The sequence below is a fragment of the Modestobacter sp. VKM Ac-2979 genome (assembly GCF_026967995.1).
In the GTDB taxonomy this organism is placed as follows: Bacteria; Actinomycetota; Actinomycetes; order Mycobacteriales; family Geodermatophilaceae; genus Modestobacter.
This window is the reverse complement of the sequence record NZ_JAPVBO010000001.1, coordinates 1-17,836: the sequence shown is the minus strand read 5'-3', so window position 1 is coordinate 17,836 and position 17,836 is coordinate 1. Positions and strand designations below refer to the sequence as shown.

At 74.2% G+C, this 17,836-nt stretch carries 18 protein-coding genes; 12 read left to right on the top strand and 6 right to left on the bottom strand.

Annotated features, from left to right (window positions below):
* Positions 1-11: 11 nt before the first annotated feature.
* Positions 12-1,856 (bottom strand): DNA helicase RecQ, encoded by a 1,845-nt coding sequence (recQ, locus tag O2W15_RS00090; protein WP_269177904.1) that lies wholly within the window; start codon positions 1,854-1,856, stop codon positions 12-14.
* Between the two features lie 105 nt (positions 1,857-1,961).
* Here recQ and O2W15_RS00085 point away from each other — a divergent pair, with 105 nt between their 5' ends.
* The 4 genes from O2W15_RS00085 to O2W15_RS00070 are packed head-to-tail and all read left to right on the top strand — an operon-like array spanning position 1,962 to position 5,388.
* Positions 1,962-2,900: an ATP-binding cassette domain-containing protein gene (locus O2W15_RS00085; RefSeq protein WP_269177903.1), complete on the top strand. Its 939-nt coding sequence runs from the start codon at positions 1,962-1,964 to the stop codon at positions 2,898-2,900.
* Entirely contained in the window at positions 2,897-3,637 is a 741-nt protein-coding gene (locus O2W15_RS00080) for an ABC transporter permease (protein ID WP_269177902.1), read from the top strand. Before O2W15_RS00085 ends, O2W15_RS00080 begins: the two co-directional genes overlap by 4 nt.
* A 36-nt stretch (positions 3,638-3,673) precedes the next feature.
* On the top strand, positions 3,674-4,783 hold the full coding sequence (locus tag O2W15_RS00075) for a sensor histidine kinase (protein WP_269177901.1): 1,110 nt from the start codon (positions 3,674-3,676) through the stop codon (positions 4,781-4,783).
* Positions 4,780-5,388, top strand: coding sequence for a response regulator transcription factor (locus O2W15_RS00070; protein ID WP_269177900.1), 609 nt, complete (start codon positions 4,780-4,782; stop codon positions 5,386-5,388). Before O2W15_RS00075 ends, O2W15_RS00070 begins: the two co-directional genes overlap by 4 nt.
* A gap of 4 nt (positions 5,389-5,392) precedes the next feature.
* Here the strand turns inward: O2W15_RS00070 and O2W15_RS00065 are convergent, their stop codons facing one another.
* Positions 5,393-5,758 carry a type II toxin-antitoxin system VapB family antitoxin gene (locus O2W15_RS00065; protein ID WP_442929948.1) on the bottom strand — a complete coding sequence of 122 codons (366 nt, stop codon included), beginning with the start codon at positions 5,756-5,758 and terminating at the stop codon, positions 5,393-5,395.
* Between the two features lie 247 nt (positions 5,759-6,005).
* Between O2W15_RS00065 and hrcA the strand changes: the two genes are divergently transcribed.
* From hrcA to O2W15_RS00050, 3 genes are read left to right on the top strand one after another with little or no spacing between them, the layout of a single operon-like run.
* Positions 6,006-7,028 carry a heat-inducible transcriptional repressor HrcA gene (gene hrcA, locus O2W15_RS00060; RefSeq protein WP_269177899.1) on the top strand — a complete coding sequence of 341 codons (1,023 nt, stop codon included), beginning with the start codon at positions 6,006-6,008 and terminating at the stop codon, positions 7,026-7,028.
* Positions 7,029-7,044: 16 nt separating this feature from the next.
* Positions 7,045-8,181, top strand: coding sequence for a molecular chaperone DnaJ (gene dnaJ, locus O2W15_RS00055; protein WP_269177898.1), 1,137 nt, complete (start codon positions 7,045-7,047; stop codon positions 8,179-8,181).
* A complete protein-coding gene (locus tag O2W15_RS00050) occupies positions 8,178-8,936 on the top strand; it encodes a 16S rRNA (uracil(1498)-N(3))-methyltransferase (protein ID WP_269177897.1) in 759 nt (252 codons plus the stop codon). The genes dnaJ and O2W15_RS00050 overlap by 4 nt, the downstream gene beginning before the upstream one ends.
* Before the next feature lie 84 nt (positions 8,937-9,020).
* Here the strand turns inward: O2W15_RS00050 and O2W15_RS00045 are convergent, their stop codons facing one another.
* The 4 genes from O2W15_RS00045 to O2W15_RS00030 all read right to left on the bottom strand — a co-directional run bounded on the left by O2W15_RS00045 (position 9,021) and on the right by O2W15_RS00030 (position 14,026).
* Positions 9,021-10,634 carry a PhnE/PtxC family ABC transporter permease gene (locus tag O2W15_RS00045; RefSeq protein WP_269177896.1) on the bottom strand — a complete coding sequence of 538 codons (1,614 nt, stop codon included), beginning with the start codon at positions 10,632-10,634 and terminating at the stop codon, positions 9,021-9,023.
* Positions 10,631-11,320: a phosphonate ABC transporter ATP-binding protein gene (locus O2W15_RS00040; RefSeq protein ID WP_269178513.1), complete on the bottom strand. Its 690-nt coding sequence runs from the start codon at positions 11,318-11,320 to the stop codon at positions 10,631-10,633. Before O2W15_RS00040 ends, O2W15_RS00045 begins: the two co-directional genes overlap by 4 nt.
* A gap of 53 nt (positions 11,321-11,373) precedes the next feature.
* On the bottom strand, positions 11,374-12,324 hold the full coding sequence (locus O2W15_RS00035) for a putative selenate ABC transporter substrate-binding protein (protein WP_269177895.1): 951 nt from the start codon (positions 12,322-12,324) through the stop codon (positions 11,374-11,376).
* A gap of 142 nt (positions 12,325-12,466) precedes the next feature.
* Positions 12,467-14,026 (bottom strand): GAF domain-containing protein, encoded by a 1,560-nt coding sequence (locus O2W15_RS00030; protein ID WP_269177894.1) that lies wholly within the window; start codon positions 14,024-14,026, stop codon positions 12,467-12,469.
* 150 nt (positions 14,027-14,176) lie between these two features.
* Between O2W15_RS00030 and O2W15_RS00025 the strand changes: the two genes are divergently transcribed.
* The 5 genes from O2W15_RS00025 to O2W15_RS00005 form a co-directional block, all read left to right on the top strand.
* Positions 14,177-14,548 carry a histidine triad nucleotide-binding protein gene (locus O2W15_RS00025; protein ID WP_269177893.1) on the top strand — a complete coding sequence of 124 codons (372 nt, stop codon included), beginning with the start codon at positions 14,177-14,179 and terminating at the stop codon, positions 14,546-14,548.
* Between the two features lie 28 nt (positions 14,549-14,576).
* Positions 14,577-15,398, top strand: a complete 822-nt coding sequence (locus O2W15_RS00020; protein ID WP_269177892.1) for an enoyl-CoA hydratase/isomerase family protein — start codon at positions 14,577-14,579, stop codon at positions 15,396-15,398.
* A 96-nt stretch (positions 15,399-15,494) separates the two neighbouring features.
* On the top strand, positions 15,495-16,625 hold the full coding sequence (locus O2W15_RS00015) for a PhoH family protein (protein ID WP_269177891.1): 1,131 nt from the start codon (positions 15,495-15,497) through the stop codon (positions 16,623-16,625).
* Positions 16,626-16,627: 2 nt separating this feature from the next.
* Positions 16,628-17,125 (top strand): rRNA maturation RNase YbeY, encoded by a 498-nt coding sequence (gene ybeY / locus O2W15_RS00010; protein WP_036333675.1) that lies wholly within the window; start codon positions 16,628-16,630, stop codon positions 17,123-17,125.
* A partial coding sequence (locus tag O2W15_RS00005; RefSeq protein ID WP_269177890.1) for a CNNM domain-containing protein occupies positions 17,122-17,836 on the top strand: 715 nt, incomplete at its 3' end. The genes ybeY and O2W15_RS00005, both read left to right, overlap by 4 nt.

Here is a 17,836-nt window from a genome sequence, read left to right as displayed (position 1 = left end):
GGGCCGAGGGGTCAGCCGTGCAGGGCGGCCAGGACCTGGTCGCCGAACTTCTCCAGCTTCGTCGCGCCGACGCCGCCGATCGTGCCCAGGGCGGCCAGGGTCGCCGGCTCCTCGGTGGCGATCTGCCGCAGGGTCGCGTCGTGGAAGACGACGTAGGCGGGCACGCCCTGCTCCTTGGCGGTGGCAGCCCGCCAGGCCCGCAACCGCTCGAAGGCCGGGGCGGCCGACGCGGGCAGTTCGGGAGCCGTGGACCGGCTGCCCCGGGCGCGGGCGGTGGCGGCCCGGGTCGGGCGCTCGGGCTCGCGGCGCATCAGCACCTCGCGTTCCCGGCGCAGCACCGGCCCGCTGGCCTCGTTGAGCGCCAACGTCCCGTACTCGCCCTGCACCGCGAGCAGCCCCTGCGCCAGCAGCTGGCGGACGACGCCGCGCCACTGGCCCTCGGACAGGTCGGTGCCGATGCCGAAGACGGTCAGCTCGTCGTGGCTGTGCTGGGTGACCTTGTCGGTGCGCTTGCCCAGCAGGATGTCGATCGACTGGCCGGCGCCGAAGGACTGCCCGCGCTCGCGCTGCAGCCGCAGCACCGTGGACAGCAGCATCTGCGCCGGGATGGTGGCGTCCCAGGACTCCGGGGGGCTCAGGCAGGTGTCGCAGTTGCCGCAGGGCGCGCTCTCCTGGCCGAAGTGGGCCAGCAGCCGCACCCGCCGGCACTCGACCGTCTCGCAGAGCGCCAGCATCGCGTCGAGCTGGGCGGACAGCACCCGCCGGTGCGCGAGGTCGCCCTCCGAGGACTCGATCATCTTGCGCTGCTGGACGACGTCGGCCAGCCCGTAGGCGAGCCATGCGGTGGACGGCAGTCCGTCCCGGCCGGCGCGGCCGGTCTCCTGGTAGTAGCCCTCGACCGACTTGGGCAGGTCCAGGTGGGCGACGAAGCGGACGTCGGGCTTGTCGATGCCCATGCCGAACGCGATGGTCGCGACCATCACCAGCCCGTCCTCGCGCAGGAACCGGGACTGGTGCGTCGCGCGGGTCCGCTGGTCCAGCCCCGCGTGGTAGGGCAGCGCGGGGATGCCCTGGCCCACCAGGAACTCGGCCGTCTTCTCCACCGAGGCGCGGGACAGGCAGTAGACGATGCCGGCGTCCCCGGGGTGCTCGGTGCGCAGCAGGTCCAGCAGCTGCTTGCGCGGCTCGTTCTTCGGTGCGATCCGGTACTGGATGTTCGGCCGGTCGAACCCGGCGACCACGTGCAGCGCGTCGTCGAGCTGGAGCCGGGTGCTGATCTCGGCGTGCGTGGCGGGGGTGGCCGTCGCCGTCAGGGCGATTCGGGGCACGTCGGGCCAGCGCTCGTGCAGCATCGACAGGGCGAGGTAGTCGGGCCGGAAGTCGTGCCCCCACTGCGCCACGCAGTGCGCCTCGTCGATGGCGAACAGGGCGATCCGGCCCCGTTCGAGCAGGCGGGCGGTCGGTGAGGCGCCACCGCCCAGGGACTCCGGGGCCACGTAGAGCAGGTCGAGCTCCTCGGCGAGGAACGCCTCCTCGACGTCCCGGCGCTCGGCCCGGTCCTGGCTGGAGTTGAGGAACCCGGCGCGCACGCCCAGCCCGCGCAACGTGTCGACCTGGTCCTGCATCAGCGCGATCAGCGGGGACACGACGACGCCGACGCCCTCGCGCAGCAGCGCCGGCACCTGGTAGCACAGCGACTTCCCGCCACCGGTCGGCATCAGCACCAGCGCATCGCCGCCGGCGACGACGTGGTCGACGACCTCGCGCTGCGGTCCGCGGAAGGCGTCGTAGCCGAACACCCGGCCCAGCACCTCGAGCGCAGGGTCCCCGAGCGCGGGGGCTTCGGTCACGTCCACAGCGCGAGCGTAGGCGGGCAGGGGCCGCCGGTCTGACATCCGTCATGAGGTGTGGACGACGTCTCGCACTCCCGGCGGGGCCCCGTGGGCGGCCAGGCTCGGGGCATGCCCGAACCACTCGCCCTGGACGTCCGCGGACTGACCGTCCGGTACGGCAGCGCGACCGCCGTCCACGACCTGACCCTCGCCGTCCCCCGCGGCGAGACCGTCGCCCTGCTCGGTGCCAACGGCGCCGGGAAGTCCTCCGTCGTCAACGCCGCGCTCGGGCTGTTCCGCCCGGCGGCCGGCACGGTCCGGCTGCTCGGGCGCGAGCCGGCCGCGGCGCTGGAGGCCGGTGGCGTCGGGGCGATGCTGCAGCACGGCGGCCTGCCCAGCGAGGCGCGCGTCGGCGAGGTGCTCGCCCTGGTGCGCCGCCGCTACGACGACCCGTGGCCGCTGGCGGACCTGGTCGCCACGGCCGGCATCGGCGGCCTGCTCGACCGCGCGGTCGACGCGCTCTCCGGTGGGCAGCGCCAGCGGGTGCTCCTCGCCCTGGCCCTGGCCGGCGCGCCGCCGTTGCTGCTGCTGGACGAGCCGACCTCGGCCATGGACGTCGAGGGCCGGCAGGCCTTCTGGACGACGATGCGCGGTCTGGCCGGGCGCGGGCACACCGTCGTCTTCGCCACCCACCACCTCGACGAGGCCGACGCGGTCGCCGACCGGGTCGTGGTCGTCGCCGGTGGGCGGGTCCTCGCCGACGGGACGGCGGCCGCGATCAAGTCGCGGATCGCCGGGCGCACCGTCCGGTTCCGCTGCCCCGGGCCGCGGGACGGGCTGACCGGGCTGCCGGGCGTCACCGGCATCAGCGGGGACGCCGACCTCGTCGAGCTCGCCACCTCCGACGCCGAGGCGACCCTGCGCGCGCTGCTCGACAGCCGCACCCCGCTGCCCGACCTCGAGGTGCGCGGCGCCAGCCTCGAACAGGCCTTCCTGCACCTCACCACCCAGCCGGACGCCACCCGGCCGCACGCCACGCCGGACGCCACCGAGGGAGCCCTCCGATGACCGACCTGCTGCTCTTCCAGCTCCGCCGGGTGGGCCGGAACAAGCAGTACCTGTTCTTCACGGTGCTGCTGCCGGCGCTGTTCACGATCTTCTTCACCAAGGTCATCGGCGGGCAGGCGCCGGCCGGGGAGTACCAGGACCTCGCCGGCGCCGTCCTGGTCTCGATGATGGCCTACGGGGCGATCGGTGCCGCGCTGGGCGCGACGATCCGGATCGCCTTCGACCGCTCCTCCGGCTGGCTGCGGCAGCTGCGGGTGACGCCGGTGCCCACCGGGTCGGTGTTCGCCGTCGACGTCGTGGTCGGGGCGCTGCTGGTGCTGCCCAGTCTGCTCGTCGTGGCGCTGGTCGGGCGGTTCGTCAACGGCGTCGAGTTCGGCCTCGGCACGTGGCTGGCGCTGGTCGGCTCGCTGTGGGCGGGGTCGGTGGTGTTCGTGGCGCTCGGTCTGGCGGTGGGGCTGGCCCTGGACGCCCAGGCCGCCGGCGCGGCGATCGGGATCCTCGGCACCGTGCTCGCCGCGCTGGGTGGACTGTGGTTCCCGGTGGAGATGTTCCCGGACGGGATGGCGGCGCTGGCCCGCGCGATGCCGTCCTACTGGTTCGCCGAGCTGGGCCGCGACATCACGGCCGGGACGTTCACCGGCCCGCCGGTCATGGTGCTGGCGGGCTACGGGGTCGTGTTCGCCGCCGCTGCGCTGGTGGTCGCCCGGCGGCGCCCGCTGCACGCGGTGGCGGGCTGAGCCGTGACCGGGCGGCCGACCGCTAGCGTCCGTCTCATGGACCGGTCGAACTGGTGGGGGCAGGCGATCTGGGCAGTGCCCTGGCTGCTGTTCCAGTTCTTCCCGATCGTCGACCTCGTCACCACCGACCGCCCGACGGCGGCGCGCTGGGTCGGCGCGATCGGGCTGCTCGTCTTCACCGTGGTCTACCTGCGGGTGATGGGCCAGCTCGGCCGGCCGCGGGCGCTGCGGCCGGAGTTCGCGGCGACCGCGGTGCTCGCCGTCGCGCTGGCGGTCGGGTTCGGGCCCGCTTTCGCCGGGTTGATGATCTACGTGTCGGCGGCCGCCGCGGCCACGCTGCCCGCGCGCTGGGTGTGGCCCGCTGTGGTCGCCGCGGCACTGGTGTGCCTGGCGGTGCCCCTGGCCTCGGGGGACCCCGGCCTGCTGTTCCTGTCGCCGATCTGCCTGCTCACCGCCTTCGGGATCCGGGGCACCGGCTATCTGATGACCGTGAACCGGGAGCTGCAGGAGGCCCGCGAGGAGCTGGCCCGCAACGCCGTCACCGAGGAGCGGCTGCGCTTCGCCCGCGACCTGCACGACCTGCTCGGGCACTCGCTGTCGCTGATCGCGCTCAAGAGCGAGCTCGCCCGCCGGCTGGCCGAGGCCGACCCGGCCCGCGCCCGACAGGAGATGGCCGACGTCGAGGCGGCGGCCCGCCGGGCGCTGGCCGAGGTGCGGGACGCCGTCAGCGGCTACCGGCAGGTCACCTGCGCCCAGGCCCTGGCGGAGGCGCGCTCCGCGTTGACCGGGGCCGGGATCGACGTCCGGCTGCCCGACCGGGTGCCGGCGCTGCCGGGCACGGTCGACGCCGCGCTCGGCTGGGTGGTGCGCGAGGCGACGACGAACGTGCTGCGGCACAGCCGGGCCGGCACGGTGACGATCGGCCTGGCCGAGGACGGGGTGCACGCGGTGCTGACGGTGACCGACGACGGTCGTGGCGCGGAGGACCCGATCACCGTGCTGGGCACCTCGCCCGGGTCGGGGCTGGCCGGGCTGCGCGAGCGGGTCGGTGCGCTGGGCGGTGAGCTGGCAGCCGGCCCGGTGGACGGCGGCGGGTACCGACTGCAGGCCACGGTGCCGCTGCTCCCGGTGTCGGTGAGCGCGTGACGATCCGGGTGCTGCTGGCCGAGGACCAGGCGCTGGTGCGGGGCGCGCTCCGGGCGCTGCTCGACCTCGAGGAGGACATCGAGGTGGTGGCCGAGGTCGGCCGCGGTGACGAGGTGCTGGCGGCCGCGCGTGCCTGCCGGCCGGACGTGGCGCTGCTGGACATCGAGATGCCGGGGAAGGACGGGCTCGAGGCGGCCCGGGAGCTGGCCGCTGCGCTGCCGGAGGTGCGCACCGTCGTCCTCACCACGTTCGGCCGGCCGGGGTTCCTGCGCCGGGCGATGGAGGTCGGCGCCGCCGGCTTCCTGGTCAAGGACTCGCCGGTGGCCGAGCTGGCCCGGGGCATCCGGGCGGTGATGGCGGGGGAGCGGGTGATCGACCGGGACCTGGCCGCCGCTGCGCTGGCGATGGGCGCGACACCGCTGTCGGGTCGCGAGGCCGACGTGCTGCGGGCGGCGGCCGACGGGGCGACGGTCGCCGACATCGCCGGGCGGCTGTACCTGTCCGAGGGGACGGTGCGGAACTACCTGTCCTCGGCGATCGGCAAGACCGGGGCGCGCACCCGGGTGGAGGCGGCCCGGGTGGCGGAGGAGAAGGGCTGGCTCTGAGCCGTCAGCGCGCCTGGCCGGCGTCGGCCGGGCTGGCGTCTGCGGAGCTGCTCTCGGTCGGCGTCTGGGCCGGCATCAGCGAGTCGAGGTCGAGCACCCGCACGTGGATGACGTTGCGCTGCTGCAGGGCCGCGCGCAGGGCCCGGTGCAGGCCGTCCTCCAGGTAGGTCTCGCCGTTCCACTGCACCGCGTGCGGGAACAGGTCGCCGTAGAAGGTCGAGTCGTCGGCGAGCAGCGTGTCGAGGGCCAGCTCGCGCTTGGTGGTGACGAGGGTGTCCATCCGGATCTGCCGGGGCGGGATCATCGCCCAGTCGCGGGTGGAGAAGCCGTGGTCGGGATAGGGGCGCCCATCGCGCACCGCCTTGAAGATCAGGGCTGAGCCTCCCGCTCCCCGGCCCCCCGGTGGGGTCCGTCGACCGGAACCACACTAGTGGGGTCCAGCGGCCATCGCCGACGCTCGTCAGCAGGGATCGTTCCCATCTCCGGGGGCGGGCACCGCGAGCCGGAGGACGCCGGGATGGTGCGGTCGTATGCTGGCACTCGGTCCACGCGAGTGCCAGGCACCTGCCCGGGCGACCACCGCGGACCACGTCGATCCGGTACGGGAGGTGTCAGCCGTGGCGCACGACGACCGGCGCCTGCGGGTGCTGCGGGCGATCGTCCAGGACTACGTCTCCACCAACGACCCGGTGGGGAGCAAGGCGCTGGCCGCCCGCTACGACCTCGGGGTGAGCCCAGCCACGATCCGCAACGACATGGCGGTGCTGGAGGAGGAGGGCTACATCACCCAGCCGCACACCAGTGCCGGCCGGGTGCCCACCGACAAGGGCTACCGCTTCTTCGTTGACCGGCTCAGCGCGATCAAGCCGCTGTCGGCCGCTGAGCGGAAGGCGATCGAGAAGTTCCTCGACGGCGCCGTCGACCTGCACGACGTCCTGGGCCGCAGTGTCCGGCTGCTGGCCCAGCTGACCCGCCAAGTCGCCGTCGTCCAGTACCCGACGCTGGCGCGCAGCGCCGTCCGGCACCTGGAGCTGGTGCCGCTGTCGACGTCCCGGCTGTTGATGGTGCTGATCACCGACACCGGCCGGGTCGAGCAGCGCGTGGTGGAGGTGCCGGTCGACACCGAGGCCGAGACCGTCGCCGAGCTGCGCACGCTGCTCAACACCGCCTTCACCGGCGCGAAGCTGGGGGAGGCCAGCGACAAGGTCGGTGACCTGGTCGACGCCTCCGCCCCGCACCTGCGCCCGCTGGTCGCCGCGGTGAGCGCGACGCTGCTGGAGACCCTGGTCGAGCCCTCGGAGGACCGGCTGGTCATCGGCGGGACGGCGAACCTCGCGCAGGGCAGCGCGCTGGACTTCCCCGGCACCTTCCGCCCGCTGTTGGAGGCGCTGGAAGAACAGGTGGTCGTCCTGCGGTTGATGGCCGAGGTGGGGCCCAGCACCGTGACGGTGAGCATCGGTGAGGAGAACGAGCACGAGGCGCTGACCGCCGCGTCGTTCGTCTCCGTGGGCTACGGGTCCGGCGACCAGGCGCTCGGTGGCCTGGGTGTCGTCGGCCCCACCCGGATGGACTACGCAGGGAACATCGCCGCGGTACGAGCCGTGGCCCGCTACGTCGGCCACCTGTTGGCCGAGAGCTGAGGACTGAGAACGCTTCATGGCAACCGACTACTACGGCGTGCTGGGTCTTGCCCAGGGAGCCAGCGACACCGAGATCAAGCGCGCCTACCGCAAGATGGCACGCGACCTGCACCCGGACGTCAACCCGGACCCGGGTGCGAAGGAGAAGTTCGGGGAGGTCAGCCGCGCCTACGAGGCGCTGACCGACCCGGAGAAGCGGCGGATCATCGACCTGGGTGGTGACCCCTACGACACCAACGGCGGACGGAGCGGCAGCCCGTTCGGCAACGCCGCCGGTTTCGGCGGCCTCGGCGACATCATGGACGCCTTCTTCGGCGGGGGCGCCGGCCGCGGGCCGCGCGGCCGCACCCGCGAGGGCGAGGACGCGCTGATCCGGGTCGACCTCGATCTCGACGAGACCGTCTTCGGGACGACGACGGAGGTCACCGTCGACACCGCCGTGCTCTGCGACGCCTGCACCGGCGCCGGCACCGCCCCCGGCACGCACCCGGAGACCTGCTCCACCTGCAACGGCCGCGGCGAGGTGCAGAGCGTGCAGCGCTCCTTCCTCGGTCAGGTCATCGCCAGCCGCCCGTGCCCCACCTGCCAGGCCACCGGCCAGGTCATCCCCAACCCGTGCCCCAAGTGCGCCGGTGACGGGCGGGTGCGCTCCCGCCGCACCATCCCGGTCAAGGTCCCGGCCGGCGTCGAGGACGGCATGCGCATCCGGCTGGCCGGTTACGGCGAGGTCGGCCCCGGCGGCGGCCCGGCCGGTGACCTGTACGTCGAGGTGCGTGAGCGCCCGCACGACGTGTTCACCCGCGACGGCGAGGACCTGCACTGCCGGGTCACCCTGCCGATGACCGCGGCGGCGCTGGGCACCACGCTCAAGCTCGAGACCCTCGACGGCGTCGAGGACCTCACCATCAAGGCCGGCACCCAGTCGGGCACCGTGCTCACGCTGCGCGCACACGGCGCCCCGCGGCTGCACGGCACCGGCCGGGGCAACCTGCTCGTGCACCTGGACGTGCAGACGCCCACCCGGATCGACGGCCGTCAGCAGGAGCTGCTGCGCGAGCTCGCCGGGCTGCGCGGTGAGGACCTCACCGACGGCAACAGCGCGAACCACGGTGGCCTGTTCACCCGGGTGCGCGACGCGTTCAACGGCCGATGAGCCAGGGCCCGGACGCACTCGCGGCCGACGGCGCCCCGCTCTTCCTGCTCGACGAGCTGCCGGACGGCGACGTCCTGACCGTGGACGGCGCCGAGGGCCGGCACGCCGTGGACGTGCTGCGGCTCGGCGCCGGGGAGCGGGTGCGGGTGAGCGACGGGCAGGGGCTGCTGGTCGAGGGCTCCGTGCTCGCGGCCGCCGGGTCGGCGTTGCAGGTGCAGGTGCTCGCCCGGCACGACGTCCCCGCCCCGCAACCGGAGTTCGTGCTCGTGCAGGCGCTGCCCAAGGGCGACCGGGGCCCGCTCGCCGTCGACCTGGCCACCGAGCTGGGTGTCGACCGGATCGTGCCGTGGACCGCAGCCCGCTGCGTCACCCGGTGGCGGGAGGACCGGATCGACAAGGGCCTGGCCAAGTGGCGCTCGGTCGCCCGGGCCGCGACCAAGCAGGCCCGCCGGCCGCGGGTGCCCGAGGTGACCGAGCCGATGAGCACGCGCCAGGTCTGCGGCATGCTCGCCGACGTCGACCTGGCCCTGGTGCTGCACGAGCAGGCCCGTCAGCCGTTCGCGCAGCTCGAGGTGCCGACGACCGGGGCGATCGCCGTCATCGTCGGCCCCGAGGGCGGGCTGACCGACGGCGAGGTGGTCGCCTTCCGGGCGGCCGGCGCGCAGTCGGTGCGCCTGGGTGCGGAGGTGCTGCGGACGTCGACCGCCGGCGCCGCCGTGCTCGCCGCACTGAGCGCCCGCACCCGCTGGAGATGACGCTCGACTGAGCAGTTGTGGTCGCCGACACGACCGGACACGCCGGGGACGACGACCACGACTGCGCACTCGACGGAGCGGGCCTCAGCGCAGGGCGGAGCGGGCGCGGGCGCTGACCAGGTCGACCGCGGCGGTCAGCAGCACCAGCGCCACCAGCACGGTGGTCACCGCACCCCAGTCGAAGGCCGCCACCCGCGAGGCCAGCAGCGCCCCCAGCCCGCCGGCGCCCAGCAGCCCGACCAGCACGGTGTCCCGGATCGCCACCTCCCAGCGGTACAGCGCGAACGACAGCACCGGCCCGGTCGCCGCCGGGAGCACCCCGTACAGCCAGCCACCCACCGGCCCGGCCCCCATCGCGGTGAGCGCCGCCCGGGGGCGCGGGTCCAGCTCCTCGGTCGCCTCCGCGGCCAGCCGCCCCAGCACGCCGAGCGTGTAGACACCCAGCGCCAGCGCCCCGGGCAGGATCCCGGGCAGCAGCACGAACAGCAGCACCAGCGCCCACACCGGCGGCGGCACGGCCCGCAGCAGAAGCAGGGCGAGCCGGACGACGGTCCCCGCCAGTCGACGTCCGGCTGACGCCCGGGCCGGGCGGGCGGCCACCCCGGCCAGCAGCACCGCCCCGACGGTGGCGACGGCGATCGCGATCACCGACATCTGCACCGTGTCGACCGCGGCCGCCGCGACCGCGGAGAGCAGCGGCCCGTCGACGTCCGGGGGCCAGGCGGCGGCGAGCACGTAGCGCAGCTGCTCGCCGGTGCGGTCGGAGACCAGCGTGGCCGGCGAGATCGCCAGGTACCACCACGACCAGACGACCCCGGCCAGCGAGCCGAGGACCGCCGTGGTGAGCGCGGGGTCCCGGCGCAGCCGGTCCCCGGACGAGCGCGGTGCGGCCACCCGCCGCCGCACCGCGCGGCCGCCGACGTCGGCGAGCAGGCACAGCAGCGCCAGCGCGTACACGCAGGACCACACCTGCTCCCAGCGCAACGAGCTGAACGACAGCAGCAACTGGTAGCCCAGCCCACCGGCGCCGATCAGCCCGAGCACCACGGCCGAGCGGACCGCGCACTCCAGCCGGTAGAAGGAGTAGGACAGCAGCCCGCCCGACGCCGGGGGCAGCAGCCCGTACAGCGCGGCCGTCGTCCGGCCGGCACCCGCGGCGAGCAGCGCCGAGTACCCGGTACGCGGCACCTCGTCGAGCAGGTCGGCGAAGACCTTCGCGGTCACCGCCCCGTACGGGACGCCGATCGCCAGCACCCCGACCCACGGGTCCAGCCCCAGCAGGTTGACCAGCAGCAGCCCCCACACCGCCTCGTGCAACCCCCGGGGGACGGCGAGCGCCCCGCGGGACAGCGTCCAGCCCAGCCGGCGTCGTCCCCAGGTGGTGCGGGCGACCGCCACCGCGCCGACCGCGCCCAGCAGCACCGCCAGCGCCGCCCCGAGCGCGGCGTAGGCGACGGTGACCAGCACCGAGTCGGCGAGCACCCGCAGGAACGCACCGTCCAGGGCGGGGGAGAGGGCGGCGGAGGCGAACCGGCCGAACTGCCCGGTGCCGGCCGGGTTGACCACGTCGCCGGCGAACGCCCCGGCGCCGGCCAGCGACCAGCCGACGACGGCGAGCGTCCCCAGCCCCCACGCCCAGCGGGCCCGCGCCCGGTGCAGCCGGGGGGCCACCGGCGACCGGTCCAGGACGGCGGTCACCGCGGGGCGCCGTAGAAGTCGGCCAGGTCCCCGACCGTGAGCGCGGCCGCGGGTGCGTCGAGCACCACCCGCCCCTCGACCAGGCCGACCACCCGGGTGCAGTGCCGTAGCGCCAGCGCCGGGTCGTGCAGCGAGGCGATCAGCGCGCCGCCCCGGTCGGCGGACAGCCCGGCGAGCAGGGCGAGGGCGCGCTCGGCCAGCACCGGGTCCAGCGCCGAGGCCGGCTCGTCGGCGAGCACCAGCTCGGGCTGCTGCACCAGCAACCGGGCGAGCGCGACGCGTTGCCGCTGGCCGCCGGAGAGCCGTTCGGTGCGCTCGAACACCCGGTCGGCAAGTCCGACCCGGTCCAGCGCCGCGAGCACCTCGGGCAGCCCCTGCGGGTGCACCAGCGACCACGCCGCCCGCCACGCGGGCCAGCTGGACAGCCGCCCGGCGTTGACGTTGTGCACCACCCGCAGCTGACCGACCAGCTCCAGGTGCTGGTGCACCGTGCCGACCCGGGCCCGCAGCTGCCGCTGGGCCCGGCCGCGCAGCGCAGCGACGTCGTCCCCGAGCACCTGCACGGAGCCCGCGGTGGGCAGCACCGAGCCGTTGACCAGCCCGAGCAGCGTCGACTTGCCGGCCCCCGAGGGCCCGACCAGCGCCACCCGCTGGCCGGCGTCGACGGTGAGGTCGACACCGGCCAGCGCGCGGGTGCTGCCGTAGCGGACCTCGACGCCGTCCAGCCGGAGGACGGCGCTCAGCTGATCAGCCCCAGGTCGCGGCCGACCGCCTCGATCTGGTCGTAGTTCGACGCCTCGGTGGGGAGGAACGCCCCGGCGCCGAACAGCTCCAGCACCTCGTCCCCGGCGGGCAGGCCGGTGAAGTACTCGAGCAGCCGTTCGGGCAGGTCCGCACCCAGCCGCTCGACCGCCTCCGGGCTGAGCAGCCAGTGGTAGTCGTGGTACTCCGGGGTGCGGGCGTACTGGACCACCGCGGCGGGGTCGACGGTGCCGTCCTCGACGCGGGACCGCCACACCTGCTCGTTGAGCACCCCGGCCTGGTAGCTGCCGGAGGAGACCAGCGAGATGGTCGCGTCGTGGGAGCCGGAGAACCCGGGGCCGCCGGGGAAGCCCTGCGGGTCGACGCCCTGCTCGGACAGGAAGTACGCGGGCATCAGCCGGCCGGACGTCGACGTCTCGCTGCCGTAGCTGAACCGCAGGTCGGCCAGCGGGCCGAGGTCGTCGGCCGGGGTCAGCCCGGTGCCGGTGTTGACGATGAACACCGAGGTGAACGACTCGTCGATGTCGCGCTGGGCGATCGGCTCGGCGCCGGGGGTCTGCAGTCGGGCTTGCACGCCGGTGAGCCCGCCGAACCAGACCAGGTCGAGGTCACCGGTGCGGAAGAGGGAGACGGCGGCGCCGTAGTCGGTGACCGGCTGGTAGTCGACGTCGAGGTCGAGTGCTGCGGACATCGAGTCGGCGAGCGTGCTGTACAGCCGTTGCAGGACCTCGGGGTCCTGGTCGGGGATGGCGCCGATGGTCAGCGAGCCGCGGCTGCCGGTCGAGCCCCCGGACGACGACACGGGGGAGTCCCGGCTGCAGGCGGCGAGCCCGGCGGCGAGGACGGCGGCGCTCCCGGCGAGGAAGCCGCGCCTGTTCAGTGCGTGTTCTCCGAAGCCACCCGACCGGACGGCGCGACGGCTGCTCACTACGTCCTCGGATGGGGCTGCGGTGCGGACACGGGGGACCTCCAAGGGAGAGGGACGACGGGGACCGGCCCATCGTCGCCCACGCCGTCCTCCCGGGCCGCGCCGACCACCACAATGGCCATTCTGGTGGTCGGCGGGACGGTCAGGCCAGTTCGACGATGCTGCGGGTGACCGCCGCCTGCTCGGTGAGCACGCCGCCGATCAGGTGCTGGGTCTCGTTGATCCGCTCCACGATCTCCCGGATCGAGGCGAGTGCGCCGACCACGTTCTGCACGTCGCCCTGGATGGCCGCGACCCGGCTGCTGACGTCCTCGGTCGCCTGGGCGGTCTCCCGGGCGAGCTCCTTGACCTCGCCGGCGACCACGGCGAACCCCTTGCCGGCCTCCCCGGCCCGGGCGGCCTCGATGGTGGCGTTCAGCGCCAGCAGGTTGGTCTGCTCGGCGATGCCGGTGATCACCTTCACCACCTTGTCGATCTCCGCGCTGGAACGTCCCAGCCCCGCCACGAACTCGGTGGCCTCGCCTGCGACGCGTTGACCGTCACCGGCCACCTTGGTGGCCTCGGCGACGTTGCGCTCCACCTCGTCGATCGAGGCGACCATCTCCCGGCCGGCGTCGGCGATGCGCTGGGTGGCGGCCAGTCGCTCCAGCGTCTGGGAGATCAGGAAGGCGGTGTTGCGCAGGGCGTCCCGCCGGCTGTCGGCGAGGATCAGCGTCCGCTTGGCGAAGAAGTCCATCGTGCCGACGATCCGGCCGCCGACGGTGATCGGCAGGCACACCCCGGAGCGGACGCCGGCGTTGCGCGCGGCCGGGGCGCGTACGCAGTCGTGCACCTGGCCGAGGTCCTCGACGAACACCAGCTCGCCGGCGGCCCAGGTGCGGCCGGCGACGCCGACGCCCTTGGCGAAGCCCGCCTCCAGCGTGATCCGCCGGAACTCCGGCCCCAGGTCGCCGGACTCCTGGGCGAACCGCAGGTCGTTCGTCGAGGCGTCCAGCGCCCAGTAGGAGCCGTAGTGCCAGTCGAACTCCCGCCGGATGGTGTCCAGCGCGACGGACAGCGTCTCCTCCTGCGTGCGCGCCTGGGCGAACCCGCGGAGCAGGCTGTTGATCGCTGCGACGTCGCCTGCGGCACGCTTCTGGTCAGCGGCCTCGGCCACCCGGCCGAAGGCCTGGGAGACCAGCAGCCCCACCGCCCGCAGCGCGTCGAGCCGTTCGGCCGACGGAGCCAGGGTCTCCATGGTGAAGAAGTCCATCGTCCCGACGACCCGGCCCTGCTGGATGATCGGGAAGCACACGCCGCTCTTCACCCCGACCCGTTGGGCCACCGGGGCGCGCACGCAGTCGGTCATCTCGCCGAGGTCGGCGACGAAGAACAGGTCCCGGGCCTTCCAGGCCCGCCCGGAGAGCCCGACACCCTCGGCGAAGGAGGCGCTCCTGGTCACCGCGCGGAACTCGGGTCCGGCGTCACCGGACTCCACGGCGAAGTGCAGCTGCCCGTCCTCCGGCGCGACCATCCAGTAGGAGCCGTACGCCCAGCCGAAGCTGTCCCGGACGGTGTCGAGCGCGGCCCGGGCCACCTCCTCGCAGGTGGTGGCCCGGTCCAGCGCGCCGAGCGCCCGGGTGACCGCGGCGATGTCGGAGCGTGCCTCGTCGAGTTCGGCGGTGTGCTGCAGAGCGGTGCGTCGTGACGCGGCGATGCGCATGGTGCCTCCACGGTCCGGGCAGCCGTGGCGTCGACGTCCCTGTGGTCGTGGTCGGCCGGTGGCGGCCCACCTTCAGTCGAACGACCAAGTCGTGCACTGTTCAACGAACTCTCTCGGTCCGCCGTCCACCCACGTCCTAGAGTCGGGCCGGTGAGCGAGCCGACGAACGAGTGCCTGTTCTGCCGCATGGTGGCCGGGGAGATCCCGCCGGACGTCGTCCGGGAGACCGACCGCACGCTCGCCTTCCGGGACATCAACCCGCAGGCGCCCACGCACGTCCTGGTGATCCCCAAGGAGCACCACGCCACCCTCGGTGCGCTGGCCGGGGCCGACCCCGAGCTCACCGCCGAGCTGGTCGCGGCCGCACATGCAGTCGCCGTCCAGGAGGGCCTCGTGACCGCGGACGTGCCCGAGCCCGGCTACCGCGTGGTGGCCAACACCGGGCCGCAGGCCGGGCAGACGGTCCACCACGTGCACCTGCACGTGCTCGGCGGCCGCGGCCTGGGCTGGCCGCCCGGCTGAGGCCGCTCGGGCCTGCCAGAGTGAGGGTGTGTCCGAGACCGCTGCCCCCGTCCGGCTCGAGCGGGACGGCGATGTCGCCGTCGTCGTCCTGGACAACCCACCGCTGAACCTGTTCGACCAGGCGGTGTTCGACGCCTGGGAACGGGTGACCGGCCAGCTGGTCGAGCTCACCGATCCGGCGCGGCCCGACCGGGCCCGTGCGGTGCTGGTGGAGGCGCGTGGCCGGGTCGTCTCCGCCGGTGTCGACGTGCACCTGTTCGCCGAGATCGCCGAGGGCCCGGACGCCGTCGCCCGCGGCGGGGCGCTGTGGGCCCGGCTGCTGCGCACGGTGCAGACGCTGGAGGCCCTCCCGGTGCCGACCGTCTTCGCCGCCCACGGCCTGACCCTGACCGCGGCGTTCGAGATCTCCCTGGCCTGCGACGTGCTGCTCGCCGCGGAGAGCGCGTCCTTCGGTCTGGTGGAGATCGTCGTCGGGCTCACCCCGTCGATGGGCGGGCCGCAGCGGCTGGCCGAGCGGGCCGGCCCGGCGCGCGCCCGGGAGCTCGTGTTCACCGGTGAGCGCTACCCGGCGGCGGTCCTGGAGCGCTGGAACGTGGTCAACCGGGTCCTGCCCGACGACGGCTTCCCCGAGGCGGCCCGCGAGTACGCCCGCCGGGTCGCCGCCGGCCCCACCGTCGCGCACGCGGCGACCAAGCGGCTGGTCGCCACCGCGGTGCGGCACGGCGTACCCGCGGCGGACGACGTCGTGCCGGCCGTCTCGGGGCTGTTGTTCGGCACCGAGGACCTGCGCGGCGCCGTGGCGTCCTTCCTCACCGACGGTCCGGGGAGGGCTCGCTACACCGGCCGCTGACCCGGTCCGCTGTGGAGCCGGGCTTCAGCGGCCGTCCGCGCGGGTACGCTGGGCCGGGTCACAACCCCCGTCGCAGGAAGGCAGGGTCGAGCGTTCTTGCCCGACACCTCACCAGACGCCGTACCGGAGACCATCGCGTCCTCCCGTGAGCTCTCCGCGCGTGCCGCGGGAGCCGGCGTCCCGGAACCGGCCGTACCGGCCGAGGTCCGCACCTCGATCACCGTCCCCGACAGCGTCTCCATGGTGGCCCTCCTGGGCTCCGGAGACGAGCTCCTCCGCTTGGTCGAGACCGAGCTCGCCGCCGACGTGCACGTCCGCGGCAACGAGATCGCGATCACCGGTCAGCCGGCGGACAACGCCTTCGCCGTCCGGGTCTTCGACGAGCTGATCGCGCTCCTGGCGACCGGCCAGGCGCTGCGGCCGGACTCGGTCCGCCGGGTCGTCGGCATGCTCCGCGCCGGCGGCTCCGAGCGCCCCGCGGACGTGCTCAGCCTCGACATCATCAGCCGCCGGGGCCGCACCATCCGGCCGAAGACGCTGAACCAGAAGCGGTACGTCGACGCCATCGACGTCCACAGCGTGATCTTCGGCATCGGCCCGGCCGGCACCGGCAAGACCTACCTGGCGATGGCCAAGGCCGTGCAGGCGCTGACCACCAAGCAGGTCAACCGGATCATCCTGACCCGTCCGGCGGTGGAGGCCGGTGAGCGACTGGGCTACCTGCCGGGCTCGCTGTCGGAGAAGATCGACCCCTACCTGCGGCCGCTGTACGACGCGCTGCACGACATGGTCGACCCGGAGTCGATCCCGCGGCTGATGCAGGCCGGCACCATCGAGGTCGCCCCGCTGGCCTACATGCGCGGCCGCACGCTGAACGACGCGTTCGTCATCCTCGACGAGGCGCAGAACACCACCGCCGAGCAGATGAAGATGTTCCTCACCCGGCTGGGGTTCGGCTCGAAGATGGTCGTCACCGGTGACGTCACCCAGGTCGACCTGCCCGGGGGCGCGCAGAGCGGTCTGCGGATCGTGCGCGAGATCCTTGAGGGCATCGACGACGTGCACTTCTCCACGCTGACCAGCTCCGACGTCGTCCGGCACCGGCTGGTCGGCGACATCGTCGACGCCTACGAGCGCTGGGACGCCACCCGGCAGCCGCCGGCGCCGGCGGCCGGTTCCCGTCCGGCCCGGCACGGCCGTCCCCAGACCCGGCAGCAGGGGAGCTGAGCGTGCCCGTCGAGGTCGCCAACGAGTCCGAGATCTCCGTCGACGAAGGAGCGCTGGCCGGCGTCTGCCGCTACGTGCTCGACGCCATGGAGGTCAGCCCGCTGGCCGAGCTGTCGGTGCTCTGCGTCGACGGCGACTACATGGCCACCCTGCACGAGCGGTGGATGGGGGAGAAGGGCCCGACCGACGTGCTGGCCTTCCCGATGGACGAGCTGGACACCGCCCGTCCCGACGACCCCGACCCCGGTCCGGCGCTCCTCGGTGACGTGGTGCTGTGCCCGGCCGTCGCCGTCCGGCAGGCCCGCGCCGCCGGTCACTCGATGGCCGACGAGCTTCTCTTGCTGGCCACCCACGGCGTGCTCCACCTGCTGGGCTACGACCACATGGAGCCCGACGAGGAGAAGGAGATGTTCGGCCTGCAGTCGAAGCTCCTCGAGGGCTGGCGCGCCACTCCGCGGGAGTCGGTGACCGGCGAGCCGATGGAGCCGGAGACCCGATGAGCTCGACCGCGATCGTCCTGCTGGGGATCGCCGTCGTCCTGGTCCTCGTCGCCGGCGTCTTCGCCGCACTGGACGCCGCGTTGCAGCGGCTGTCCAAGGCCGCGGTGGAGGAGATGCGGCGGGACGGGATCAAGCGGGCGGGCCCGCTGGCGCAGGTCATGGAGGACCGAGCCCGGCACGTGGCCTTGCTGCTGCTGCTGCGGATCGCCTGCGAGACGGCCGCGACCGTCATCGTCGCGGTCATCCTCGACGGGTTGTTCGACGGCGTCGCACTCGGCGTGCTGACCGCCATCGCGGTGATGACGGTGGTCAGCTACGTGCTCATCGGCGTCGGCCCGCGGACGCTGGGCCGGCAGCACGCCTACGGCATCGCGTTGTCCGCGGCCTCGCTGATCCGGCTGCTGGGTCGCCTGCTCGGCCCGATCGCCACGCTGCTGATCCTCATCGGCAACGCGATCACCCCCGGCAAGGGCTACCGCGATGGCCCGTTCAGCAGTGAGGTCGAGCTGCGCGAGCTCGTCGACATGGCCGAGGAGCGCGGCGTCGTCGAGGCCGGCGAGCGCAACATGATCCACGGCGTCTTCGAACTCGGCGACACCATCGCCCGCGAGGTGATGGTGCCTCGGCCGGACGTGGTCTGGATCGAGCGCGGCAAGACCCTCCGGCAGGCGCTGGCGCTGTGCCTGCGCAGCGGCTTCAGCCGGCTCCCGG

Bases quoted from the DNA above. Each gene is read 5' to 3' on its own strand.
- O2W15_RS00085 (WP_269177903.1), top strand. From the start codon at position 1,962: ATGCCCGAACCACTCGCCCTGGACGTCCGCGGACTGACCGTCCGGTAC.
- dnaJ (WP_269177898.1), top strand. From the start codon at position 7,045: ATGGCAACCGACTACTACGGCGTGCTGGGTCTTGCCCAGGGAGCCAGC.
- O2W15_RS00030 (WP_269177894.1), bottom strand. From the start codon at position 14,026: ATGCGCATCGCCGCGTCACGACGCACCGCTCTGCAGCACACCGCCGAA.
- O2W15_RS00075 (WP_269177901.1), top strand. From the start codon at position 3,674: ATGGACCGGTCGAACTGGTGGGGGCAGGCGATCTGGGCAGTGCCCTGG.
- O2W15_RS00080 (WP_269177902.1), top strand. From the start codon at position 2,897: ATGACCGACCTGCTGCTCTTCCAGCTCCGCCGGGTGGGCCGGAACAAG.
- O2W15_RS00050 (WP_269177897.1), top strand. From the start codon at position 8,178: ATGAGCCAGGGCCCGGACGCACTCGCGGCCGACGGCGCCCCGCTCTTC.